General features: G+C 62.1%; 19 protein-coding genes. 15 read left to right on the top strand and 4 right to left on the bottom strand.

Translation table 11 applies throughout. The features are described 5' to 3' along the window. Window positions 1-161: 161 nt before the first annotated feature. From NCT05_RS19825 to NCT05_RS19795, 7 genes are all read left to right on the top strand, one after another. The gene (locus NCT05_RS19825; RefSeq protein WP_008353246.1) at window positions 162-461 is read left to right on the top strand and encodes a hypothetical protein; all 300 of its coding nucleotides are present in this window, start codon (window positions 162-164) and stop codon (window positions 459-461) included. 315 nt (window positions 462-776) lie between these two features. Beyond that, window positions 777-2,189: an efflux transporter outer membrane subunit gene (locus NCT05_RS19820; protein WP_250503004.1), complete on the top strand. Its 1,413-nt coding sequence runs from the start codon at window positions 777-779 to the stop codon at window positions 2,187-2,189. A 251-nt stretch (window positions 2,190-2,440) separates the two neighbouring features. Further along, entirely contained in the window at window positions 2,441-4,966 is a 2,526-nt protein-coding gene (locus NCT05_RS19815) for an FHA domain-containing protein (protein WP_250503121.1), read from the top strand. Continuing rightward, window positions 4,944-6,317, top strand: coding sequence for a beta-barrel domain-containing protein (locus tag NCT05_RS19810; RefSeq protein WP_008353252.1), 1,374 nt, complete (start codon window positions 4,944-4,946; stop codon window positions 6,315-6,317). The genes NCT05_RS19815 and NCT05_RS19810 overlap by 23 nt, the downstream gene beginning before the upstream one ends. Before the next feature lie 73 nt (window positions 6,318-6,390). Beyond that, window positions 6,391-7,143 (top strand): peptidylprolyl isomerase, encoded by a 753-nt coding sequence (locus tag NCT05_RS19805; RefSeq protein WP_008353254.1) that lies wholly within the window; start codon window positions 6,391-6,393, stop codon window positions 7,141-7,143. A 21-nt stretch (window positions 7,144-7,164) separates the two neighbouring features. Continuing rightward, window positions 7,165-10,224, top strand: a complete 3,060-nt coding sequence (locus tag NCT05_RS19800; RefSeq protein ID WP_250503003.1) for a peptidase domain-containing ABC transporter — start codon at window positions 7,165-7,167, stop codon at window positions 10,222-10,224. Further along, window positions 10,221-11,534 carry a sigma-54 interaction domain-containing protein gene (locus tag NCT05_RS19795; RefSeq protein WP_175979384.1) on the top strand — a complete coding sequence of 438 codons (1,314 nt, stop codon included), beginning with the start codon at window positions 10,221-10,223 and terminating at the stop codon, window positions 11,532-11,534. The genes NCT05_RS19800 and NCT05_RS19795 overlap by 4 nt, the downstream gene beginning before the upstream one ends. A 7-nt stretch (window positions 11,535-11,541) precedes the next feature. On the opposite strand, the gene NCT05_RS19790 is transcribed toward NCT05_RS19795, so the two are convergent. Both NCT05_RS19790 and NCT05_RS19785 read right to left on the bottom strand, forming a co-directional pair. Beyond that, on the bottom strand, window positions 11,542-12,312 hold the full coding sequence (locus tag NCT05_RS19790) for a PP2C family protein-serine/threonine phosphatase (RefSeq protein WP_250435870.1): 771 nt from the start codon (window positions 12,310-12,312) through the stop codon (window positions 11,542-11,544). Window positions 12,313-12,418: 106 nt separating this feature from the next. Next, window positions 12,419-12,757 (bottom strand): hypothetical protein, encoded by a 339-nt coding sequence (locus tag NCT05_RS19785; RefSeq protein ID WP_250440633.1) that lies wholly within the window; start codon window positions 12,755-12,757, stop codon window positions 12,419-12,421. Window positions 12,758-13,202: 445 nt separating this feature from the next. Here NCT05_RS19785 and NCT05_RS19780 point away from each other — a divergent pair, with 445 nt between their 5' ends. The 3 genes from NCT05_RS19780 (at window position 13,203) to NCT05_RS19770 (ending at window position 15,267) form a co-directional block, all read left to right on the top strand. Beyond that, window positions 13,203-13,706, top strand: a complete 504-nt coding sequence (locus NCT05_RS19780) for a lecithin retinol acyltransferase family protein (RefSeq protein ID WP_008353261.1) — start codon at window positions 13,203-13,205, stop codon at window positions 13,704-13,706. A gap of 37 nt (window positions 13,707-13,743) precedes the next feature. Beyond that, window positions 13,744-13,992: a hypothetical protein gene (locus NCT05_RS19775; protein ID WP_033537064.1), complete on the top strand. Its 249-nt coding sequence runs from the start codon at window positions 13,744-13,746 to the stop codon at window positions 13,990-13,992. 180 nt (window positions 13,993-14,172) lie between these two features. Continuing rightward, a complete protein-coding gene (locus tag NCT05_RS19770) occupies window positions 14,173-15,267 on the top strand; it encodes a 4-hydroxyphenylpyruvate dioxygenase family protein (protein WP_250503002.1) in 1,095 nt (364 codons plus the stop codon). 6 nt (window positions 15,268-15,273) lie between these two features. On the opposite strand, the gene NCT05_RS19765 is transcribed toward NCT05_RS19770, so the two are convergent. Together NCT05_RS19765 and NCT05_RS19760 are read right to left on the bottom strand one after the other, a co-directional pair. Further along, on the bottom strand, window positions 15,274-15,687 hold the full coding sequence (locus tag NCT05_RS19765; protein WP_008353264.1) for a cupredoxin domain-containing protein: 414 nt from the start codon (window positions 15,685-15,687) through the stop codon (window positions 15,274-15,276). After that, entirely contained in the window at window positions 15,684-16,673 is a 990-nt protein-coding gene (locus NCT05_RS19760) for a metallophosphoesterase family protein (RefSeq protein ID WP_175979380.1), read from the bottom strand. Before NCT05_RS19760 ends, NCT05_RS19765 begins: the two co-directional genes overlap by 4 nt. Window positions 16,674-16,978: 305 nt before the next feature. Here NCT05_RS19760 and NCT05_RS19755 point away from each other — a divergent pair, with 305 nt between their 5' ends. The 5 genes from NCT05_RS19755 to NCT05_RS19735 all read left to right on the top strand — a co-directional run bounded on the left by NCT05_RS19755 (window position 16,979) and on the right by NCT05_RS19735 (window position 23,556). Continuing rightward, window positions 16,979-17,650, top strand: coding sequence for an RNA polymerase sigma factor (locus tag NCT05_RS19755; RefSeq protein ID WP_008353267.1), 672 nt, complete (start codon window positions 16,979-16,981; stop codon window positions 17,648-17,650). Continuing rightward, window positions 17,640-18,359, top strand: a complete 720-nt coding sequence (locus NCT05_RS19750; protein ID WP_250435865.1) for an anti-sigma factor family protein — start codon at window positions 17,640-17,642, stop codon at window positions 18,357-18,359. Before NCT05_RS19755 ends, NCT05_RS19750 begins: the two co-directional genes overlap by 11 nt. 395 nt (window positions 18,360-18,754) lie before the next feature. Next, window positions 18,755-19,966, top strand: a complete 1,212-nt coding sequence (locus NCT05_RS19745; protein WP_250503001.1) for an ABC transporter substrate-binding protein — start codon at window positions 18,755-18,757, stop codon at window positions 19,964-19,966. Between the two features lie 763 nt (window positions 19,967-20,729). Then, entirely contained in the window at window positions 20,730-21,602 is an 873-nt protein-coding gene (locus NCT05_RS19740) for a branched-chain amino acid ABC transporter permease (RefSeq protein ID WP_008353273.1), read from the top strand. 10 nt (window positions 21,603-21,612) lie between these two features. After that, window positions 21,613-23,556 carry a branched-chain amino acid ABC transporter ATP-binding protein/permease gene (locus NCT05_RS19735; protein WP_008353274.1) on the top strand — a complete coding sequence of 648 codons (1,944 nt, stop codon included), beginning with the start codon at window positions 21,613-21,615 and terminating at the stop codon, window positions 23,554-23,556. The last annotated feature ends 109 nt before the right edge of the window (window positions 23,557-23,665 follow it).

Raw genomic sequence — 23,665 nt, 5'->3', positions numbered from 1 at the left:
GATGCAGCGTAAATCGGCGCAGCCCATATGCAGCGCGGCGCGCAGAGAAAAACGCATGACGCATGACGCGATTGGCACAGCCTGTGCATTGAATGGCGGCGAGCAGACAAGTTGCTCCGAGCCACCACCGAATGCGCGATGCGCACCCAAGGAGAGCGGAAATGAAGACGCTGACCATCAAGGACCTTCCCGTCACCGAAGATCTCGACACGCGTGCGATGTCGGCGGTGCGCGGCGGCTCCGCGGTCCTGTTTCCCGGCTTCATCTCGATGAACGGCACGACGCTCTCGATGCCGTTCAATCCGCAGCAGATCATCAATCAGACGCAGACGACGTTCAATCAGAACGGCAGCAACATCGCCTTCGCCGAAGCGCTGAAGTCGCAGTCGACGGTCACGCCGACGCAGAGCGCGAAGAACATCGCCAACGTGAACTTCGGCATCGCGGGCGATCTCGCATAAGCGAAACGTCGCGAGGAATGAACCGCATATCGGTGCGGTAAGCATCGAGGTAGTCGCAGCAAAGGCGGGGCGCGGGGAGCTTCGCCGTAACACCGCCCTCAGCATCGGGCGTAGTGGTTCGCGCGCGGGTCGCATCCGTCGCCGGACCGCGTCACGACGACGCGCGACGTGCCTCAAGAGCACGCGCGCGCAACGTGACTTAACCCGTATGGAGTCGCGGCGCGCCGTGTGATTTACTTGAATGACCGGACGGCCGGCGCCGTGCTTCTCACCCATGAAACTGACCGTCGGTGCGCGTTCACCGGGAGCGAGATCGTGCGAGCCTTGTTGCCATCGTTAGGGCTGGTTGCAGCCGCGCTGCTTTCGGGCTGCATCGACGTGACGCCGCCGACGTATCAGCGGCCCGACACGCCCGAGAAAACCGCCTTCACGAAGACCGACGCAGCGAAAGTCGCCGCATCCGACACGATCCGGCCCGACTGGTGGAAGCAGTTCAACGACCCGTATCTCGACTCGCTGGTTGAAAAGGCCATCAGCGGCAACTTCGACATCAAGGTGCTGGCCGCGCGCATCCAGGTGGCGGGCGCGCAGATCGGCGAGGCGCGCGCGGGCGCGTTGCCGTCGATGGATCTCGGCGCGGGCGCGAGCTTCGAGAAGACGACCGGCCAGCAGTTCTCGAAGCAGTACAACCTGGCGACGCAGGTGAGCTGGGACATCGATATCTGGGGCTCGGTGGAGAAGGGCGTGCAGGCGCAGAAAGCCGAATTCCGCGCGACCGAGGCCGACTGGCGCGCCGGTTATCTCGAACTCGTCGCACTCGTCTCGACGACGTACTTCCAGATTCTCCAGTTCGACGATCAGATCGATCAGCAGAAGCAGACCATCGCGACCAACCAGCAGATCCTGACGATCTTCGAAGGCATGCAGAAGAACGGCCTCGTGCCGAAGACGCAGGTGCTCACGCAGCGCGCCGAACTCAACCGGCTGACGCGCGAGTTGCTGGAGTTGCGCCGCTCGCGCGATCTCGCGAACAACGCGCTCTCGACGCTGATGGGCGTGCCGGCAGGCGAGTTCCGGATGCCCGACGGCAAGCTGCAAAAGCGCGTGCAGATTCCGCCGGTGCCGGAGGGATTGCCATCGCAGTTGCTCGCGCGCCGCCCCGATCTGATCGCGGCCGAATATCGCGTGCTCGAAGCGTATGACCTCGTCGGCCAGGCAAAGCTCGCGCAACTGCCGACCATCAACCTGACCGGACGCGCGGGCACTGCAAGCTTTCAACTGACCGATCTCCTGAAGATCTTCACGCTGAGTTTCGTGCCGAGCATCAATATCCCGATTCTCGATCCGTCCGTGCGCACTCACGTCAAGACGACCGAGGCGCAGACGACGGTGGCCGAACAGCAATATCGCAGCACGGTGATGAACGCGTTCGAAGAAGTGGAGAACGCGCTGGTCAATCTCGATTCGCATACGAAGCAGCGCGTCGAGCTGCAACAGGAAGTGGATCAGTTGACGATCGTCGCCGCGCAGATCGACGCGCAACTGAAAGAGGGCGTGATCTCGCAGCTTCAGGTGTTCGAGACGGAGCGCACGCTGCTCGCGGCGCAACTCGCGCTGCTCGCGAACCATCAGCAAATTCTGTCGGACACGGTGACGCTTTATAAGGCGCTCGGCGGCGGCTGGCCGACCGTCGATGTGCAAAGCGCAAGCAAGGACGGATTGAAGTGAAGCACTCCATGAATAATGTGCACCAAATTAATAATATGAATTGCTAACGATCGTGCCGAATCGCTCATGGATGGCGTGATGCAGCGGTGCAGCACGATTGACTACGACGATGCGTGACTTAAACTCTCAACAGCCGCCGGCTGCAAATGACTTCGATTACGGCGCGGTCCAACTTGTCCATGCGCCCGACGTTGCCGGGCAATCCTCTGGCGCGTCGGCGGCAGCGGCTGGACGTTCCTCGTGACATGGACATGGCTCAAGGCTTTTCCGTGGCGGATCCGCAGCCGAGCGTGGGCGAGGCGTTCGACGTCGTCCTGAAGCCCGCGCCGCATGGCGAGCTTGCGCGCGAGCTGGCGGAGAGACTCACGGAGATCCGTATCGACGAAAATCTCTTCGCTATCGGCCGCGCCGAAGCGCCGTTCGATACGAGTCCGCCCGAAGCCGTGGCGCAGCTCTCGCGCCGTCATGCGCGCATCTTCATCGAGCACGGGTTCGTCTATATCGCCGATCTCGCCAGCAAGAACGGCACGGCCGTAAATGGCACGCCCGTGCGCGAGACGCCCGCGCGCGTGCGAAGCGGCGATGTCATTTCGTTCGGCAGCAAGCTGTCGTATCGCGTGCAGTTCGCGCCGCGCGCGCGGCGTCTGAGTGTGCCGAAACCAATCGGCCTCACGCTTACGCCGCAGCGCGACGATCTCGGTCTTCAGCCGATCGAACTCGCGCAGTTTCCGTTTCTCGTTAGCAAGAGCGACGACACGTTTTCGCGTTATCGCGATGAGTATCCGCATCAGGTCAATTACGTGTCACGGCGCCACGCGCATGTGTTCATCAAGAGCGGCGCGCCGTTCGTCGAAGACCTCGGCAGCACCAATGGCACGTTCGTGAACGGCGAGCGGCTCGGCGCGTCGGCGGTCGAACTGAAGAACGGCGATAGCGTCGCGTTCGGCGGAACGCACTTCGCGTACGTGGTGCATCTGCACGGCGACGAAAGCGAATCGACGCTCACGGAAATCGTCGCGCAGGTCGCCGCGCCATCGCACGACGACGAATCCGACAGCGACAAGACGACCTTCGTCGGCTCGGCGCATTCGTTTCTCGACATCTTCTGCGTCGATCAGGCCGCGGCGCGCGAGGATGAAGTCAACGAAGAGGCGCAGCCGACACCCGCCGAGGAAAAGCGCCCGGACGCGCGCGCCGCGAAGCGCAGCAAGTTCGGGCTCTTCGTGTCGGAGTTGCGCCGTGTGCTCGCGAACGACGATGCGCGCGCCGCGCGCCGCACGCGCATCATCGTGGCGTGCGTGCTGACGGCGCTCGTTGCAGTCGGCGCCGCGCTTTTCTATAGCGGTTCGAACGAGCGTGAGGCCAAATCGCTGATGGAGCACGGCGAGTACGCCGAGGCCGCGGCCGTCACGAACGAATATCTGAAGACGCATCCGAAGGACGCGCCGTTCACGTCGATGAACACCGAGGCCGTGCTCAAGTCCAACGTGCCGCGCTGGCTTGCTGCACTGAAAAAGGGCGATTTCGCGAACGCGGACGCGATCATCGCGCAGATGCGTTCGCTCAGCGAGCACAACGCAGACGTGCATTCGCTTATCGACGAACTCGAATGGATCGGCAAGCTGGAAAGTTTTGTGATGAGCCGTGGCGGCGCCGAAGCGCCGATCCGCATGTACGGCGACGAGCCGCGCATCGGCGCAATCCTGAAGCATTGGGAAGCGGACGCGGCGGGACACCAGCGCGATCTGGACCGCATCGCGGGCTATGTGCCCGAGTTCCGCGATCCGTATGCGCTCGCGCTGAGTCATCTGCGCAAGCTGCAAAGCGACGATTCGGTGTATCTCGCGGCCATCGAGAGGCTCGATGCGAGCATCGCGAAGAATCTCGGCCAGGACGATCCCGATGCGATCGGCGCGGCGTTGAAGGAATATGCGGACAAGTATCCGCGGCTCGCGGGTCTCGATCGCGTGCGCGCCGATCTCGATGCCTACGCGGGCTTGCGACGCAGCATCAACGGTGCGAGCCTCGCGCCGCTCGCGGGTTCGGTCAGCGAGGCCCATTTCTCGACGCCGCCGTTCCAGGAAAAATTTCGGCAGATGACCGCGAGCCAGTTGCCGCCGCCCGACGTGCTCGCGCAATACACGAGCGTCGCGGATGCATGGAATCGCGGACAGAGCGCGCAGGCGATCGACGCGCTGCAAAAGCTGCCTCAAGGCTCGTGGACGCAGACCGTGCAGAAGGAACTCGCGCACAAGAAAGCCGTGGCCGCGCAGTTCGCCGAGCTGCAAAAGGCGCGCGGCTCGAAGGGCTACGAAGACGCGCTGCTGTCGTTCTACGAGACGCTCGATCTCGAGAGCGACGCGTTCTACGCGAAAGCCGTCGCGCCCGAATTCACCGCGTTGAAGGACAGGGCGACGGCCCGCGCGCAAGCGTTGATGACGCAGGCGCAAACGTCGTGGCAGCAGTATCGGACGAACGGCGGCATCGGCGGATCGCAGCGGCTCGAATCGGGCGTGTCGGATGTGTTCCGGACGCAGGCACGGCTGCTGTCCGACGCGGAAGACGCGGCCACGCGCGGCATGCGTATTTTCCGGCAGGTGAAGGCGGACAGCGCGACGGCGAAGTGGACCGCGCTCGCCAATGAGATCGACACCGAAGCGGATCTGCAACGGCGTTCGCTGCAGGATCTGCGGATGGTGCTCGAACCGGGGCTTCTCAATACCAAGCTGAGTCTGATCGGCGGAGGCACGAGCAGTGAAGAGAGACGCACACCTTAAGCCGCTGTCGGAGGCGCTAGGCGAACACGGCGCCGAAGGCATCGCGATTCTCACGGCGGAGCCCGCGCGGCTCACGCAGGGCCTTGTCTTCGCGATGGTGGCGCTCGTCGCGTCGGCGCTCGTGTGGTCGTTCGTCGGCCATGCGGACGTGATGGTGACGGCGCAAGGCACGCTCGCGCCGGAATCGGAAGTGCGGCGTTTCTATGCGCCGATCGACGGCGAGCTCGCCGATCTCTATATCGCCGAAGGGCAGCCCGTGCGCAAGGACGATGTCGTCGCGCGCCTGAATGCGCGCGGTGCGATCGAAGCGGCGACCAATGCGCTCGAAGCGCAGCTCAAGCTCGACGATGCCGAGCGCGAATGGAAGCAGTTCCCCGAAAAGAAGCTGCTGATGGAGCGCAAGATCGCCGCGCTCAAGGATCAGATGGATGTGGAAGAGCATCAACATCAGCAGCGCGTGGCCGAAGGCACGAGCAAGCTCGCGGAAGGTCAGAAGGCGCAGTTGCAGGAAGCGCGCAGCACGCTCGAAAACGCGCGCCGCGCCCGCGATGCCGCGAAGGTCGAACTCGACCGCTTTCAGCGTCTGCTCGCGTTGCCGGGCGGCGGCGGCATTGCGGAAGCGCAGGTCGATCAGAAACGCAATGCCTATCTCGAAGCGGACGGCGCGTATCGCGTCGAGCAATCGCGGCTCGCGGAACTCGACTTCCGTCTGAGTCACGATTTCACGCAGGCCAAGCGTCAACTGGAAACGAGCGGTCAGGAAGCGACGAGCCTGCGTCTGCAATACGAAGCCGCGATGCGCGAAGTCGCGAGCACCGAAGACAAGTTGCGTTTGCAACTACAGACCGCGCGCCTCGTCGCGGATGCGGCCGCGCGCATCAAGTTCGAGAACATCGACAAGGACAATTTCCTGTTGATTCTCGCGCCGGTGTCCGGCGTGGTGACGGACGTGACATCGACGCAGCCCGGCGACAAGATACAGGCGAACACGCCGCTCGGCGGCATCGCGCCGGCCAATGCGAAGCCGGTGCTCAAGATCGAGATCGCCGAGCACGACCGCGCGTTTCTGCGCGAAGGGCAGCGCGTGAAGCTCAAGTTCAATGCGTTTCCTTATCAGCGCTATGGCGTGATCGAGGGCACGCTCGCGTTCATTTCGCCCGCGACCAAGCCGAGCCCGACGAGCAAGCAACCCGTCTACGAAGGACGCGTGACGCTCGATCGCGATTCCTATCAGATCGCGGACACGAAGTATCCGCTGCGTTACGGCATGACCGCGACCGCTGAGATCGTCGTGCGCGAGCGGCGCCTCATCGATCTCGGGCTGGATCCGTTCCGCAATGTAGCGGGATAAATATGGGGGGTTACACGGGCGCCGCAACGCGAACATGATGCGCAATTCAACATGGAACCGAACGGAGAACGATATGACGGCGATTGTGCGTATCGACGACGAAGTGGTCGACGTCGGCGAATTCATCAGGTTATTGAAGTTGAATGGTCAGTTCGACAGTCTCATCGAGCAGCTCGTGCGCGACAAGCTCACGGTGCGCGCGGCGAAGAAGTCGGGTATCGCCGTGAGCGACGATGAAATCCAGAATCGCGCCGATCAGTTCCGGCGCATTCGCGGTCTGCATCGCGCGGCGGACATGAACAATTATCTCGATGCGCTGCATGTGAGCCTCGACGAGTTCGAGGTCTTCATCACCGACACGCTGTATCAGGAAAAGATGCTCGACAAGGTAGGCACGGCGCGCGAGATCGAAGAGTACTTCCAGCTCAACTCGCCGAAGTTCGACAGCATCGAAGTCAGTCATATCCTGCTCGACACCGAAGGCAGCGCGAAGGAAATGATCTCGTATCTCAACGACGATCCCGACAGCTTCGCCGACATGGCGCGCGAGCACTCGCTCGCCGACACGCGCGACGCGGGCGGCGTGATCGGCCGCGTGATGCGCGGACAGATGAAACCGGACGTCGAAGCGAAAGTCTTCAACGCGGAGGTCGGCGATCTGCTCGGGCCGTTCGTATCGGCGGACGGCGCATCGTATGAGATTTTCGCGGTGACGGCGAAGTATCCGGCGAAGCTCGACGAGGACGTGTCCGCGGAAATTCGCCGCCTGCTGCGCGAAGACTGGATGATGGCGCGTGCGCAGGAACACGTCATCGAAGCACGCTGATCGACCGGAACGCGACACGACATGGACGCTCCATCCAGCCTTGATTCGCCCGCTGACTTTCTTTCGTCGGTGGAGATTCTTTCGCCCTTCACGCGCGAGGAAATCGAGCAATTCGCGGCGCAAGCGGAGTCGCGGCGCTTCGGTTTCGGCGAGACCGTGTGCAACGCGGGCGATGCGGCCGATGGACTCTATATCGTGAAAGCGGGGTCCGTGCGTATCTTCACCGAAGAGCACGGCAAGGAAATCAGCATGGGGGTGAAGAAGGAGCGCGAGACCTTCGCGGATATCGCGATGCTGCGCGACTATCGCCATGAGTCGTCGGTGCGCTCCTCCGGCAAGACCGAGCTGCTGTTCATCCCGCGCACGGCGATCGACCCCGTCATCGCGAAGAATCCCGCCGCGCTCGCCTTCGTCACGAGCTATGTCGCCATTAACTCGGCGGGCGGTTTCGTCGCAAAGCTCTTCGATCTGCGCGGCAAGCTCGACAAGGCCGAACTCGAAGAATGCGTGCGCAGCGTCGGCGTGAAGCGTGTCGCGGAAGGCAAGGAGATTCTCAAGCAGGAGTCGCGCGACGACCGGCGTCTCTATGTCGTGCGGCAAGGCGAAGTGCGGATCGTGCGCGAAGAGGGCGGCGAGCGGCATGTGCTCGCGACGCTCGGTCCCGGCGAGATCTTCGGCGAGAAGGCCTGCGTGATGCGCCAGGAGCAGATGGCCTCCGCCATCGCGAGCACCGATACGCGCCTGCTCGTGATTCCCGAGAAGACCGTGCACTTCATCATCGAGCGAAACGTGAAGCTGCGCGAAGTGCTCGAAGAGCGCATCCGCTTCACCGAGCGCGAATTGCAGCGGCAGAAGAAGATCACCGAGCGCCGCAAGCTGCCCGCAATGCTCGATCTGCACACGAAGCCCGAACTGGGCGAGCGCGTCATCAAGCGCTTCGCGTGGATCGAGCAGGCGGAGGAGATGGATTGCGGCGCGGCCTGTCTCGCGATGATCTGCCGTCACTACGGCATCAACATGACGCTGGGCAAGCTGCGCGAACTGGCCAACGTCACGACATCCGGCGCGACGCTGGATTCACTCGCACGCGCCGGCGAATCGCTCGGCTTCACGACGCGCGGCGTGCAGTGCACGTTCGAATCGTTGCGCGGCTTCGAGATGCCGTTCATCGCGCATTGGGAGGGATACCACTACATCATCGTCTATGGCGTGTCGAGCGAGAACGTATGGGTCGCGGACCCGGCGATCGGCTTCAGGAAGATGACCGTCGGCGAGTTCGAGCGCGGCTGGAGCGGCACGTGTCTGCTTTTCACGCCGGGGCAGGATCTCACGCAAAAGGCCGTGTCGCGTTCGCCGTGGCTGCGTTTCGTCGGCTATCTGAAGCCGTACAAGAAGATCCTGCTGCATCTCTTTCTCGCGACCTTCGTCATTCAAGTGCTGGGCGTGATACCGCCGCTCATCATCCAGAACATTCTCGATGGCGTGATCGTGCATCAGAACGTGAACCTGCTTCATGTGCCGATCGCAGGGCTCATCATCGCGAGCCTGTTCACGCAGCTCATGACGACGATACGTGCGTATCTCGCGAACTTCATGGTCCGCAACATGGACTTCGCGATGATGTCGCAGTTCTTCAGGCACACGTTCTCGCTGCCGTTCGGCTTCTTCGCGAAGCGCAAGACCGGCGATGTGTTCGCGCGCTTTCAGGAGAATCACACGATTCGCGCGTTTCTCACCGAATCGACGGTATCGACCGTGCTGAACCTGCTGATGATCTTCATCTACTTCACGATCATGTTCCTCTACAACGTGAAGCTCACGTTGCTGCTGATCGCGTTCGTCATCCCGATGATGGTGCTCACGGTCGTCGCGACGCCGCGCATCAAGCAGAACGCGCGCGAAACGTTCTCAGCGGGAACGGATGCGCGTTCGTATCTGATGGAAGCACTCGGCGGCGTCGAGACGGTGAAGGGCATGGGTATCGAGCGCGCGGTGCGTCTCAAGTGGGAAAAGAAGTATGCGAAGTCGCTCGAAGTGCAATACAAGTCGCAGCGCTTCAATATCGTGGTGGGCTTGTGCAGCCAGTTGCTCAATGCGGCGACGACCATCGGCGTGTTATGGGTCGGCGCGAATCTCGTCCTTGCGCGCGAACTGACCATCGGGCAACTGATCGCGTTCAATGCCTACATGGGCAGCGTGCTCGCGCCGCTGATGGGTCTCATCAACTTGTGGAGCCTGCTGAACGATGCGGGCGTCGCGATGGAGCGGCTCGGCGACGTGCTCGATATCGAGCCGGAGCAGAAGCCCGAAGACATGCAGCAGCGCGTCATGCTGCCCGACCTGCAGGGCGATATCAGTTTCAACGGCGTGTACTTCCGTTATGGCGAAGGCGATGCGCCTTACGTGCTGGAGAACATCAGCTTCGATATCAAGCCGGGCGAGCTGATTGCGATCGTCGGGCGCAGCGGCTCCGGTAAAACGACGCTCGCGAAACTGCTCGTCGGCTTCTATGCGCCGAGCGAAGGCAAGATGACCGTCGATGGCTACGATATCAACGTCGTCGATAAAGGGTTCTTTCGCGCGCAGATCGGCTATGTGATGCAGAGCAACCTGCTGTTTTCGGGGACGATCGCGGAGAACATCGCGAGCGGCGATGAAGCGCCGGACAGAAGGCGTATCGAAGAAGTCGCGAAGATGGCCGACGCGCACGCGTTCATCGCGAAGATGCCGCTCGGTTATGAGCAGGTGGTCGGCGAGCGCGGCGTAGGATTGTCGGGCGGACAGATTCAGCGCTTATGCATCGCGCGGGCGCTGTATCACGATCCGCGTCTGCTCGTATTCGACGAAGCGACGTCCGCGCTCGATACGCAATCGGAAAGCAATATTCTCGGCAACATGCAGGAGATTTTGAAAGGGCGCACGGCGGTCATCATCGCGCACCGCCTTTCGACGATCATGCGCGCCGACAAGATTCTCGTGCTGTACGAAGGCGGCATCGTCGAACAGGGCAAGCATGACGAACTCGTCGCGAGAAAGGGCATGTACTACCAACTCGTGCAAAAGCAACTGAGCGCAGCATGAAAATACTCGACCAACCGGAAAGCGATAGCAGCGCGCCCGCGTCATCGGCGATTTCGTATGCGGGGCTCATCGAGAAGATCGAGATCTTGCGCTCGACGCTTCGATGGACCTCGCGGCTCGAGCGTCCCGAGATCGAAAAGCTGTTGCGGCAGGCGAGCACCCTGCGCGACGAAGTCATGCAACTGTCGCACAAGGAGCGCTTCGTGCAGGCGGCGGCCGCCGAACCGAAGCGCGATCTTCCGCCAGGCGCGCGGCGGCAGGCGCTGATCGAACGCAGCTTCGTATTCGAAGGCACGTTCGGCGATAACCCGAAGTTGCTGGAAGCGCTGGAAATCGCGGAAAAAGCCGCGCCGACGGACTTGCCGGTATTGATCGATGGCGAAAGCGGCACCGGCAAGGAATTGATGGCGAAGGTCATTCACGCGAACGGATCGCGTGCCGACAAGCCTTATATCTCGGTGAACTGCGGCGCGATTCCGGACAATCTACTGGAGTCCGAACTATTCGGGCATCGCAAGGGCGCGTTCACCGGAGCGAGCAATGATCGCAAGGGAAAATTCGAAAGCGCGCACACGGGCACGATCTTTCTCGATGAGATCGGCGAACTGCCTTTGCAGGGGCAGGTGAAGCTGTTGCGCGTGCTGGAAGCGCATGAAATTCAGCGCGTGGGTTCGGACGAGCCCATTGCGGTGGATACGCGCATCGTCGCGGCAACCAATCGCAACTTGCGCAAGTTCTGCGACGAGGGGCGTTTTCGCGAGGATCTGTTTTATCGGCTGAGCGTCATTCATCTGACGCTGCCTGCTTTGCGTGAACGGCGCGATGAAATTCCGCTGCTGCTCGCGTATTTCGGCGACGAAGCGGCCGCGACATTGAAGCGCCGGCCGGTGAAGTTGTCGCCGCGGCTACGGGATTTTCTGCGCAACTATGACTATCCGGGGAACATCCGCGAGTTGCGGAACGTGGTGTACCGCCTCGCGTGTCTTGCGGGCGATATGGCCGACATCGATCATCTGCCGGTCGACATACGGCCGAAGTCATCGCTCTCGCTCGCAATGGGCGGGCCGGCGGCGAGCGGAAACGGCATCGCGACGGCGAGCTCGCTCGCGGAAGCGAAGCGCGTCGCCAGCGACGAAGCGGAGCGCGCGTTTCTCGAACGAGGCTTGCAGGAAACCGGCGGAACGGTGGCCGAGCTTGCGAGACGGTACGAGATGAACCGCTCGCATCTGCAGATGCTTTTGAAAAAGCACGGGCTGCATTCGAAGGAGTTTCGAGCCGCGGCGCAGAAGAACAAGGAGGCGGGCGGTTGAGCCGCCTTTATATCGACGGATTCACCTGCGTCTTATCCGTCGCCATCAAATCGACCGCATGCGCGACGACCACTGAAATATTGTCGCGCCCGCCCCGCGCGAGCGCGATTTCCAGCAGCCTTTGCGCGGCGACATCGCAATTGCCCGGCGCGAGCTCGCTCATCATTTCGGCTTCGCTGACTTCGTTCGATAAACCGTCGCTGCATAGCAGGAACGTATCGCCGTCGTTCAGGGCGAGCGTGTTCTCGTCGAGTTCGAGCACATCGAGCGCGCCGACCGCGCGCGTGATCAGATGCTGCGCCGGATGATGCAGCGCTTCTTCCGCCGTGAGTTGCCCGCGCGCCTTCAGTTCCTCGACGTGGCTGTGATCGCGCGTGAGCTGCACGAGCCGTCCCTGGCGCAGCAGATAGATGCGGCTGTCGCCGGCCCATACATAACCGCACGCGCCATCGCGCGCAGCGAGCACGACGACCGTGCTGCCGATGCGCGACACCTGGCGCCGCGCCGCTTCCGCACGCAGCTTGTCGTTCACGTCGAGAAGACGCGCGCGGGCATCGGCGATGGTGCCCGCAAGATCGTTCGCCGGCGATACCTTCGCGAGGCTCTCGATCACCATCCGGCTCGCCAGATCGCCGACCGCGTGGCCGCCCATGCCATCGGCGACGGCCCACAGTCCGCGCTCGGGCGCATCGAGCAGCGCGTCTTCGTTGATCTGCCGGACGCAGCCGGTGTCGGTGCGGGCGGCGGATGTCCATCGAAACTCGGTGGTGAAGGTCACGGCAACCTCCGGAATGCTGGGTGACGCGGCGTCGGGCGGGCCTTGCGGACGATCCCGCTCATTGTGTACCAACGCGCGTCCGAAGCGAATCTTGATCTGCACCGCTTTAGCCCGCGCGATTCCCCGCGACCGAATTCGGGCTGACGGTAAGGCTCGCGCCGTTGCCCGTATTGCTGACCGCGACGTTCTGAAACTGATTGACCATCTGGCCGACCGTGATGTTCGTCACGTTATTGGTGATGTTGTTCGTGACCGCGTAGATGTTGTTGGTCACATCGACCAGCGTAATCGCGCCGGCTGCGGCCCCGCCGCCCGATGAACGCTCCACGAAAGGCGTGATCCAGCCGAACACCCACGGCGCACCGCCTCCGCCGCTGATGGCCGACATCGCCGCGTGATCCAGCACGCGGTCGTATTCGAGATCGCTGACGGTCAAGGCGCACATGTCGTTTCTCCGGGATGGCCTGTGAGCAGGACGAACGGATCAATGCAAGGCCCATGCCGACGCACGCCAAATGGCGGAGATTGCGTCCGAATCGCCGATGGGACGGCGTTCTGGCGGCATCGGCGCAAACGAAATGGCAGGGTGCCGAATCGCATCCGTTGGATCGTCGCCAACAAGCGATGTTGGCGTCGCGCCGCATAACCAACACACGCGGCGCGCGTCCGATCGGCCCGCACGACGCGAATTCTGGTGCAGCAGGTCCAACAAACGCGCAAGAAAACTGTTGGCCCATGAAAAACACAACGCCGTCGAAACACGCTCCCGATTCCGCAATAACCACGCGTAATCAATGGCTTATCAGAACTGGCAAGGAAGATGCAAAAGGCTAGGCAACCCGGCGCCGAACAAACACCTGGCGCCAGGCAAAGAAAAATCGGAGCCAGCCATGTCAACCAACCAGCAAATCGGACTGATCGAACAGCAAGCCGCCGCGAACGGCTTCTCGCTCGACGACGAACCCGCGCTCGGCACCGAACTCGTCACGCGCCGTTCCGGCTATGAACATCACGGCATCTACGCCGGCAACGGCATGGTCATCCACTATGCCGGTTTCGCGAAGTCGCTGCATCGCGGCCCGGTCGAGGAAGTCCCGGTCGAGCAGTTCGCCGCCGGTCATGAAGTCACGATCCGCCAGAACCCGGCCGCGAAGTTCGTCGGCATGGAAGCGGTGCGCCGCGCCCGCAGCCGCCTCGGCGAAGACAACTATCACCTGCTCACCAACAACTGCGAGCACTTCGTTACGTGGTGCCTCGACGGCCGCGCCCGCAGCCGTCAGGTGCAAGCGTGCTTCATCGATCCCCACGCGGCCGTCAGAGCCGTGGCGGGACTCTTCCGCGCCTATGTCGCCGCCGAACGCCGCCGCCGCATGAATGTGGCGCTCGCAGCCTGAACCTCACGTTTTGCCGATCGATTCCGAGGAGACCATCATGCAAACCACCGAAAACTCGCTGCACTGGGCCGTCGACAAATGGCTCGCCCCGACTGCCGCGCATCCGGCACGCGTCGTGCGTCTGTGCCGTTCGCATGTCACCGGCGCGCGCTACGTCTGCATCGAGGCGCAGCATCCGGGCGGCCCGCTCGCGATCATCTTCTTCCGCCATGACGACGGCACCTGGAACGTGTTTCCGCCGCAAGCGAAGCGTCCGTCGATGAGCGCGGCGCGCCTCGCCGCCTGAAGGCGCGTACGATCGGCCGGGACGCGTCGGGCGGCCCCGGCTTTGACACGGCAATCCCGCTGCCGCTACTCTAGGCGCATCGTCGCGGCCATTTGGATGAAGCCGCCGGTCGCACGGAAGCAGCAGGTCGTGGTAGTTTTGCGTCCGTGAACCAGATCGTACATTTTCGAGGTATTGCCGATGACCCAGCCCGACTCCTCTTCCTCCGCCCGCGCGACGCCCGATTCGAACCTCGGCGACAATCCGCTCGGCATCGCGGGGCTGGAGTTCGTCGAGTTTTCCAGCCCCGATCCTGCAGGGCTCGCCCGACTGTTCGAGACGCTCGGCTTCGTGCCCGTCGCGCAGCACATCAGCAAGGCGGTGACGCTCTTTCGCCAGCGCAGCATGAATTTTCTGTTGAACGCGGAGCCGGATTCGTTCGCGTCGCGCTTTGCCGAGTCGCATGGCGTCGGCATCGCGGCGATCGGCATTCGCGTGCTCGATGCGCAGGTCGCCCACGAGCGCGCGCTCGAATACGGCGCGTGGGATTTCGAGGGCGAAAAAATCGGCCCGAACGAGCTTGCGATTCCGGCGATTCAAGGCATCGGCGATTCCCATATCTATTTCGTCGATCACTGGCCGGGCAAGAACAGCGGCGAGACGTCGATCTACGACATCGACTTTCGTCCGATTCCCGGAGCACGCGCGGATCTCAACGGCACCGGCCTGCTCGAAGTCGACCACTTCACGCAGACGGTCGGCGCAGGCCGCATTCAGGAATGGCTCGATTTCTATCGGGAAGTGCTGCACTTCTCGGAGATTCATCAGGTGCATCCGGACTGGCACGTCTCGCAGGATTCCGCCGTCACGCTTTCGCCGTGCGGCTCGATCCGCATTCCGGTGTACGAGGAAGGCACCTATCGCACGGATCTGATGCAGCAATATCTGCCCGATCACGAAGGCGAGGGCGTGCAGCATATCGCGCTGGCATCGGCGGATATTTTCGCTTCCGTCGATGCATTGATGGCGCGCGGCGTGCGCTTCCTGCAGCCGCCTCCGCGCTATTACGACGAGATCGACGAGCGTCTGCCGGGCCACGGTCTCGACATCGGAAAGCTGCGCACGCGCGGCATTCTCGTCGACGGCGAGATTCTCGGAGACGGCACGCCGCAGCTTTTTCTGCAGACGTTCGTCGAGCGCAAGCCCGGCGACATGTTCTTCGAGATCGTCGAGCGGCGCGGGCATCACGGATTCGGCGTGGGCAATCTCGCCGCGATCGCGAAGGCGCGCGGCTGACGCGACTCATTGCACGACGACCGTCCCCGTCATGTGCGGATGCAGCGAACAGAAGTACTTGTACGTGCCCGGTTTGTCGAACACATGCGAGAAGCTGTCGCCGCTGTCGAGCGGATCGGACTTGAAGCTCTTTCCCTCGTCGGCGACGGTATGCAGCATGTCGTCGTGATTCACCCACGTCACCTTCGTACCGACGGGCACGGTAATCGTCGCCTGATTGAACGCGAAGTTGTCGATGGAAACGGTCGGCGCGTTCGCCAGCGCGACCTGTTGCGCGGGTTCTGCCGCGCACGCCGACGGAATCGCCACGCCGATGACGCCTTTCACGACCAGCGCAAGCGCGGCCTGGCGCAGCAGCTTGCCGGCGAGCGGGCGGAGATTGTCGGGCGAAACGTAGTGCGCAATCGTCGATGCGATCATGACTGCACCCCCGCGAGCGACGTATCGGTGACGGCAAGTTGCCCGCGTCCCGCGATATGCGTGACTTCGCGCAGGCCGAGCATCGTGCGCAATTGTTCGGATGGCACTTTCATCGGCCCCGGACCGGACGGTGCGCCCGGCGCGGGCTGCGGAAACGCCGTCGACATCGCCGAATAAAAGCGCATCTCTCCCTCCACTTTCTGCGCCACCTGATGGACGTGGCCGTTCAGCACCGTTACCGAGCCGAAGCGTTTCAAGAGCGCGAGCGCCTGCGCGCTGTCGTCGGTGCCCCATCCCCATTGCGGATACAACGCCCACAGCGGAATGTGCGCGAACACGACGATCGGCGTGCTGCTCGATTTGCCCTGCAGATCCGCCTTGAGCCACGCGAGCTGCGCATCGCCGAGAAAGCCGAGGCCGCCGCCCTTCAGGTCGATCACGTTGGTCAGGCCGATGAAATGCACGCCGCCCTGATCGAAGCTGTACCAGTGACGCGTGCTGCCTTTGCCGTATTGCCCGGAAAAGCGGTCGAAAAACGCGTTGCCTTCTTCGACCAGCACGTCGTGCTCGCCGGGAACGTAATGCACGTCCATGCCCGACTTGCCGATGATCTGCGTCGCCGTGTCGAATTGCGCGGGCTTCGACAGATGCGTGATGTCGCCCGTGTGGATCATGAACGCGGGGCGTTTTTCCATCGCGCTCACGCGGTTGATGGCTTCTTCGAGCGTGCTCGTCGGCTCCGTGTTCGGATCCTTGTTGAAGCCGATGTGACTGTCGCTGATCTGCACGAAGCTAAACGAGCCGGTCTGCTCGGCCGCTTCCGCCGACGAGATCAGGCGCGAAACGGGCACGCCGCCGCTCACCGTCCAGATGACGCCGGCGCCCGCCCAGGCCATGCACGAAAGTGCGGTGCGGCGGCGCTTGCCGTGCTCGTCGAGTTCGTCGCGTTGCTGCGCGGGCGGCAGTGCGTTCGGGTCGGGTTTCATGATGGTTCCTTTGATGATGACGGCCGCGGTTCTTGTCGTTCGAATCGGTGAAGTCGGGCCCACGGCGGCTCGGTGCATGGGCGCGAAGCCGGCGATGCCCGTTGCGGCGGGCAGGATCGCGTTGGCATCCGTCCATCGAACCAGCGAATGCGGCGGGATATTCCCGCTATATTTTTTTGAGTCGCCGTTGCAAACGGGAATAAAGCGCCCGCGTGAGGAGTATCGGATGGGAAGGCGCGGAAAAGCGATGCCGCCGCGCCCGAACGAAGTTTTCCGAACGTGATTGTGGAAAGGAGACCCGCGCGATGTGGCCAGGCAGGTCGAAAGAAGACAGGTCCGGGCGCCGCGGCCAGGCGGACGCCGAGGCGGTCCACGCGCGCTTCGAAGCGACGGTGATGCCGCATCTGGACGCCGCGTACAACCTCGCGCGCTGGCTGTCGGGAAGCGCGAACGATGCCGACGATGTCGTGCAGGAAGCCTATCTGCGCGCGTTCCGTTTCTTCGGCGGATTCGAAGGCGGCGAGGAGGCGAACGCGCGTGCGTGGCTGCTCGCGATCGTGCGCAATACGTGGTTCACGGAGTGGCGGCGGCGCGTGCAACTCGCCGACGCGACGCCCTACGACGAGGAACTGGGCGGCGACGAAGCCTTGCCGGGATGGTCGGAGGAAGGCGCGGCCGATCCCGAAACGCTCGCCGTGCGCCGCGACGAAATTCATCTGGTGCATCGCGCGCTGGAGGCGCTGCCGATCGCCTTTCGCGAGGTGCTGGTGTTACGCGAACTCGAAGACATGAGCTACAAGGAAGTTGCATCCGTGACCGGCGTGCCGATCGGCACGGTGATGTCACGGCTCGCGCGCGGCCGCAAGATGCTGGCGGGGGCGGTGCGCGCGGCCCAGGGCGGGCAGGACAAGCCGAGCGTGCGCCTCGTGCGCCGCGCGGGACCGGGTCACGCAGAGGAGTCGGGAAATGGAAAATAACGACATTGCCTCGCTCGATGCGAGGCTTACCGATGGTTCGCTGTATCAGCGCGCGCCGGTGCATCTGCGCACGCAAGTGCTGGCGCGCGTGCGGGCTCAGGCCGAGGAAGAGGCGCGCAGGCGCGAGCCGGCGCGTCCGGCGAAACGCGGCTCGCGCAATCCGTTTGCCGCGCCGTGGCCGTTCTTCGGCGGCGCATTCGCGGGCGCGACGCTCTCGGCGCTCGTGCTCGGCACGATGCTGTGGTTCCAGGCGCTGCCGCTCGTCTCGTCCGTATCGACGGGCTCGCCCATCGCGCAGGAGATCGTGTCGAGCCATGTGCGCGCGCTGATGTCGGATCGTCCGATCGACGTGTTGTCCAGCGACAAGCACACGGTTAAGCCGTGGTTCAACGGCCGGATCGACTATGCGCCGCCGGTGATCGATCCGGCGGGTCCGGGCTTCGCGCTCGTCGGCGGACGGCTGGATTACATCGATCATCGGCCGGTGGCGGTCGTCGTGTATCGCTACCTGAAGCATCCGATCGACGTGTACGTATTTCCCGAGCGCAAGGGCGAAGCGAAGACGGAGCCGGTCGTCACGCAATCCGACGATGGTTACGCGCTCGCGCGCTGGAATCACGATGGCATGACGTTCTGGGCCGTCACCGATGCATCGGGCGCGGTGCTGCGTCAGTTCGCGCACGCGATCGAAACCGGTGCGCCGCGATAACAAGTGCATCGCGCAAACGCTGTCATCGCTGCGATAGCCTGAAGAGTGCGCAAGGTTACGCGCGGTCATCCTCCGGGATGCCGCGCGTTTTTTTCTTTGGCGTTACGCGTATACCCGCTGTTTTCTCCGTTTCGAAAGCCATGAAAACGCTTTGGGATGCTGTGTAAATTCGCATCTTTTCCGGGTTATGCAGGGCTTTGCACAGTTGCGATGCATTGGGTGTGGCCTAACGCTCGTGCTCTTCGGGTATGTCCGAATATGGTCATATCCTTACATTTTTCTAAACTCGCTCACAGTCTATGTAATCGATAACGCGGAATGCGTTTAAAACGCATTGCGAAGTTCGCCGCGTTGCATGGGACTTTCAAATAACGAATCAGGCGACGGAGACACACATGAAGATGAAGCTCATTGCGAGCACGCTCGCGTTCGGCGTTTTCTCGTTGGCGCACGCGGCCGACCCGATCAAGATCGGCGTCGATGGTCCGTTCACGGGCGGTTCGTCTTCCATGGGTGTCAGCATGCGCGATGGCGTGCGTCTTGCCACCGCCGAGATCAACAAAACTGGCGGCGTGCTTGGGCGTCAGATCGTGCTGGTCGAGCGCGATGACGAAGCGAAGAACGAGCGCGGCGTGCAGATCGCGCAGGAGCTCATCAACAAGGAGAAGGTTGTCGCGGTTGTCGGCTATATCAACACGGGCGTAGCGCTCGCATCGCAGCGCTTCTTTCAGGAAGCGAAGATTCCGGTGTTCAACAATGTCGCGACCGGCACGGTGGTGACGAAGCAATTCGACGATCAGCCCGATAACTACGTGTTCCGCAACGCTGCCGCCGATCGCATTCAGGCACCGATGATCGTCGAGGAAGCGGTGACGAAGCGTGGCTTCAAGAAGGTCGCGATTCTCGCCGATTCGACCAACTACGGCCAGCTCGGCCGCGAGGATCTGGAAAAGGCGCTTGCCGCGAAAGGCGTGAAGCCCGTCGCCGTGGAGAAGTTCAACATCAAGGACGTCGACATGACGGCCCAGTTGCTGAAGGCGAAGGAGGCCGGTGCGGAAGCGGTGCTGACTTACGGCATCGGGCCCGAGCTTGCGCAGATCGCGAACGGCATGGCCAAGCTTGGATGGAAGGTGCCTTTGATCGGTAGCTGGACGCTTTCGATGGCCAATTACATCGACAATGCCGGCACTAACGGCGAAGGTGCGCGCATGCCGCAGACTTTCATTCAGGAAGCGAACACGCCGAAGCGCAAGGCCTTCATCGAGGCTTATCTGAAGGAATTCAAGCCGAAGAACGAGCGGATCGATTCGCCGGTTTCTGCTGCGCAAGGTTATGACTCGGTGTATTTGCTTGCTGCGGCGATCAAGCAGGCGGGGACGACGGATGGGCCGAAGGTCAAGGAAGCGCTCGAGAATTTGAACACTAAGGTGGAAGGTGTCGTGATGGTGTACGACAAGCCCTTTACGAAGGGCGATCACGAGGCTATTACGCCGAATGTGCCGGTTATCGGGGAGGTGAAGGGCGGGCGGGTGATCTATGCGTATGACGCCGATAAGAAAGGCGGCGGGACTCTGCGGTCCAAGCAGACCACTACTGCTTCGAATTGATTTTTTTATATCGCCGGATCCCGTAGTCGTGTCGGTCTATTAGCGTTGCCCCTGTGCGGGGCGGCACCTACTTTCTTTGCTGCTGCAAAGAAAGTAGGCAAAGAAAGCAGCTTTTCAAGCCCGCGGTCACACGCAATTTGGGTAGTTCTCTCGTCCTCGATGGCACTCGCCTAAGTGTCGCCCTCAAAGGACCAATCGGGCTTGGATCGCGCACGGTCTGACGAGCTAGTTTCAGATGGCCGCTGGTTCAGCACGAAAGAGCTTCGGCACAGCGCTACGCGCTGCCGTTGGGTATGCAAGGGAAACCAAAGGGCGGCGATTGCAGTGAGATGGAGACGTTAGTAGAGAAGCACGCGCGGACCCGATTGACCGGTCGGCCGCGAAGCGGGCCGGAGCTATTTGGTGCTGAACCCGTTTGTTGTGTGGTGCGATGACACAGACCGTGCGCGAGCCGAGCCCGATTAGGTGTTTGAGGGCACTCTTTAGGCAGCCCACGATGGACGAGAGGACTACCCAAATTGCGTGTGACCGCGGGCGTATCAGTAGCTGCTTTCTTTGCTTACTTTCTTTGCCGCTGCAAAGAAAGTGAGTGCCGCCCCGCACAGGGGCAGTGCTAATAGACCGACGCGAGAGCGGGATCCGGCGACGACACCGAGCCGACACGAAAACGCGATCCAGCAAAACAGCATCACGCAAAAGCTATAGACCGAAGCGAAATCAGGAATCTCAAGAAGCGCAGACCTGCACAAGAAAAACCCCGACCATGATCCTCCTTCAACTCGTCTATAGCGGCATAGCACTCGGCATGATCTACGCCGTGATCGCGTTCGGCTATCAACTCACCTTCGCCACATCCGGCACGCTGAACTTCGGCCAGGGCGATGCCCTGATGCTCGGCGCGCTCGTCGGCCTCACGCTCGTATCCGCTGGCGTCAACTACTGGCTGATGATTCCGCTCGTGTGTCTCTTCGGCCTCACGCAGGGCGCGTTCGTCGAACGCATCGGCGTGCGGCCCGCCATCAAGATCAAGTCCGAGTTCGGCTGGATCATGTCGACGATCGCGCTCGGCATCATCTTCAAGAACGTCGCGGAAAACGTCTGGGGCCGCGACGATCTGCGCTTTCCTTCGCCCCTGCCCGAAGCGCCACTGAAGGTCTTCGGCGCAAACGTGCTGCCGATGGAACTGCTCGTCGTCGGCGGCGCGCTCGTGATGATGCTCGCGGTCGAGTTCTTCAACCGCAAGACGATCTTCGGCAAGGCCGTGGTCGCGACCGCGAACGATCGCGATGCAGCGTCGCTCATGGGCATCAACACCGGCCTCGTCATCACGTTTTCATATGCGCTTTCGTCGTTGACCGCTGCATTTGCAGGGGTTTTGATCGCGCCGCTGACATTGACCGGCGCGACGATGGGCGCGGTGCTCGGCCTCAAGGCGTTTGCCGTGGCGATCATCGGTGGCTTGTCGAGCGGCATGGGCATCATCGTCGGCGGGATGATCCTGGGCATCGCGGAGACGACGACCGGCTTCTATATCTCCACCGGCTACAAGGACGTGCCGGGACTCGTGCTGCTCTTGATCGTGCTCGCGGTCAAGCCCGCAGGTCTCTTCGGCAAGACGGCGATCAAGAAAGTCTGAGGCGGCGACGATGAAAGCAAAGAACTGGATCGCGGCGCTCGTCGGACTCGCCGCACTCGCAATTTTCCCGGTGGCGTCGGGCAATCCGTACTACATCCACCTCGTCGAAACCATCATGATCTACGCGATCCTGCTGTTCGGGCTCGATATCGTCGTGGGTTACACGGGGCAAGTGTCGCTCGGTCACGCGGGATTGTTCGGCGTGGGCGCATACACGGCGGGCGTGCTGTTCATCAAGCTCGGCATGCCGTTCTATCTGACCGCGCCGCTTTCGATTCTGATCACAGCCGGCTTCGGCGCGATCCTTGCATTGCCCGCGCTGCGCGTGTCCGGTCCGTATCTCGCGATGGTGACGCTCGCGTTCGGCACGATCATCCAGATTCTCATCAACGAGATGGATTTCCTCACCAACGGACCGATGGGTCTCAAGATCCCGAAGCCGATGTTCGCGGGACACAGGCTCGACGAGGTGCAGTACTACTGGCTCGTCGCGGCGCTGCTCGTCGTGTCGCTGATCGTCGTGCATCGCGTGCTGAAGTCGCATCTCGGGCGCGCATTCGAAGCGCTGCGCGACAGCCCCATCGCATCGGACTGCATGGGCGTGTCGGTGTATCGCTACAAGGTAATTGCATTCGTAATCAGTGCGGGATTCGCGGGCCTCGCGGGCTGCCTGTACTCGTATTCCGAGCAATACATTTCGCCTAACACCTATAACTTCGAACTGACCATCCTCTTCCTGCTCGCCATCATCATGGGCGGACGCAAGACGCGCACGGGCGCGATCATCGGTTCGACGGTGATCGTCATGTTACCCAAGCTGCTCGACGATATCTCCAACTTCCGCGTCGTCGCGACGGCGCTGGCGGTCGTCGTCGTCGCGGGCGCCGCGCTTGCGCTCGCGAAGAAGACCACGACGCCGCAGCGCGTTGCGGTGCCGATCGTCGGCACGGCGGGACTCGCGGTGTTTTCGTTCTGGATCGAGGCGCTCACCGACTGGCGTCTGACCATCTTCGGTCTGATGATCCTGCTCGTCGTTTATTACCTGCAGGATGGCATCGTCGGCTTCGTGCGCAAGACGCTGAACCTTGGCCGCGTGCGCGTGACGAAGGTCGATACCGATGAGCTCGCGAGCCATACGCGCCAGGACGATGCCGTCGCGGCGGTCGATACGGAAGGCGCGGATACGATCCTCGACGTGCGCGGCGTGCTGATGCAGTTCAGCGGCCTGAAGGCGTTGAACGATGTGAATCTCACTGTGAAGCGCGGCACGATCCACGGCCTCATCGGTCCCAACGGTTCCGGCAAGAGCACGATGATGAACGTGCTGACGGGCATCTATGTCCCGACTGCTGGCGCGATCGAATACGAGGGGCAATCGCTCGCGGGGCGTACGTCGTCGAAGATTGCGCTGTCGGGCATCGCTCGGACGTTTCAGAACGTGCAGCTCTTCGGCGAGATGACGGCTTTGGAGAATGTGCTCGTCGGCTTGCATCACACGTTCAGATCGAACATCGCGGATGTCGGCGTGATGAGTCCGCGATATCGGCGCGAAGAGCGCGCGGCGCGCGAGCGTGCGTTCAACATGCTTCGTTTTGTGGGCCTGGAGCATGTCGCCGGAGAGGAAGCGCGCAATCTGCCCTACGGCAAGCAGCGTCTGCTTGAAATCGCGCGTGCGTTGGCGCTCGATCCGCAATTGCTTCTGCTCGATGAACCCGCGGCCGGATTGACCGCGCCGGATATTCGCGAACTCGTCGCGATCATTCGCAAGGTGCGCAATCATGGCATCACGCTTGTGTTGATCGAGCATCATATGGATGTGGTGATGAGCGTTTGCGATACGGTTTCCGTGCTGGACTTCGGGCAGAAAATCGCCGAAGGGAAGCCTTCCGAGATTCAGGCTAATGAGAAGGTTATCGAGGCTTATTTGGGGGGGCAGGCGGCGCAGGTGGCTTAGGTTTTGTTTTCGCCGGATCCCGTTTTATTAGTGGTCTATTAGCGTTGCCCCTGTGCGGGGCGGCACCTACTTTCTTTGCTGCTGCAAAGAAAGTAGGCAAAGAAAGCAG

Origin of the sequence: Caballeronia sp. AZ7_KS35 (assembly GCF_023631045.1) — a bacterium.
GTDB lineage: Bacteria > Pseudomonadota > Gammaproteobacteria > Burkholderiales > Burkholderiaceae > Caballeronia > Caballeronia zhejiangensis.
The sequence above is the reverse complement of the archived record's forward strand: the minus strand, read 5'-3'. Positions and strand labels throughout refer to the sequence as shown.

Excerpts from the sequence above, each read along its gene's own strand:
- NCT05_RS19800 (WP_250503003.1), top strand. The coding sequence starts at position 7,165 with ATGGACGCTCCATCCAGCCTTGATTCGCCCGCTGACTTTCTTTCGTCG.
- NCT05_RS19745 (WP_250503001.1), top strand. The coding sequence starts at position 18,755 with ATGAAGATGAAGCTCATTGCGAGCACGCTCGCGTTCGGCGTTTTCTCG.
- NCT05_RS19795 (WP_175979384.1), top strand. The coding sequence starts at position 10,221 with ATGAAAATACTCGACCAACCGGAAAGCGATAGCAGCGCGCCCGCGTCA.
- NCT05_RS19815 (WP_250503121.1), top strand. The coding sequence starts at position 2,441 with ATGGCTCAAGGCTTTTCCGTGGCGGATCCGCAGCCGAGCGTGGGCGAG.
- NCT05_RS19735 (WP_008353274.1), top strand. The coding sequence starts at position 21,613 with ATGAAAGCAAAGAACTGGATCGCGGCGCTCGTCGGACTCGCCGCACTC.
- NCT05_RS19805 (WP_008353254.1), top strand. The coding sequence starts at position 6,391 with ATGACGGCGATTGTGCGTATCGACGACGAAGTGGTCGACGTCGGCGAA.
- NCT05_RS19785 (WP_250440633.1), bottom strand. The coding sequence starts at position 12,757 with ATGTGCGCCTTGACCGTCAGCGATCTCGAATACGACCGCGTGCTGGAT.
- NCT05_RS19765 (WP_008353264.1), bottom strand. The coding sequence starts at position 15,687 with ATGATCGCATCGACGATTGCGCACTACGTTTCGCCCGACAATCTCCGC.
- NCT05_RS19770 (WP_250503002.1), top strand. The coding sequence starts at position 14,173 with ATGACCCAGCCCGACTCCTCTTCCTCCGCCCGCGCGACGCCCGATTCG.
- NCT05_RS19750 (WP_250435865.1), top strand. The coding sequence starts at position 17,640 with ATGGAAAATAACGACATTGCCTCGCTCGATGCGAGGCTTACCGATGGT.
- NCT05_RS19780 (WP_008353261.1), top strand. The coding sequence starts at position 13,203 with ATGTCAACCAACCAGCAAATCGGACTGATCGAACAGCAAGCCGCCGCG.
- NCT05_RS19775 (WP_033537064.1), top strand. The coding sequence starts at position 13,744 with ATGCAAACCACCGAAAACTCGCTGCACTGGGCCGTCGACAAATGGCTC.
- NCT05_RS19755 (WP_008353267.1), top strand. The coding sequence starts at position 16,979 with ATGTGGCCAGGCAGGTCGAAAGAAGACAGGTCCGGGCGCCGCGGCCAG.
- NCT05_RS19760 (WP_175979380.1), bottom strand. The coding sequence starts at position 16,673 with ATGAAACCCGACCCGAACGCACTGCCGCCCGCGCAGCAACGCGACGAA.
- NCT05_RS19740 (WP_008353273.1), top strand. The coding sequence starts at position 20,730 with ATGATCCTCCTTCAACTCGTCTATAGCGGCATAGCACTCGGCATGATC.
- NCT05_RS19825 (WP_008353246.1), top strand. The coding sequence starts at position 162 with ATGAAGACGCTGACCATCAAGGACCTTCCCGTCACCGAAGATCTCGAC.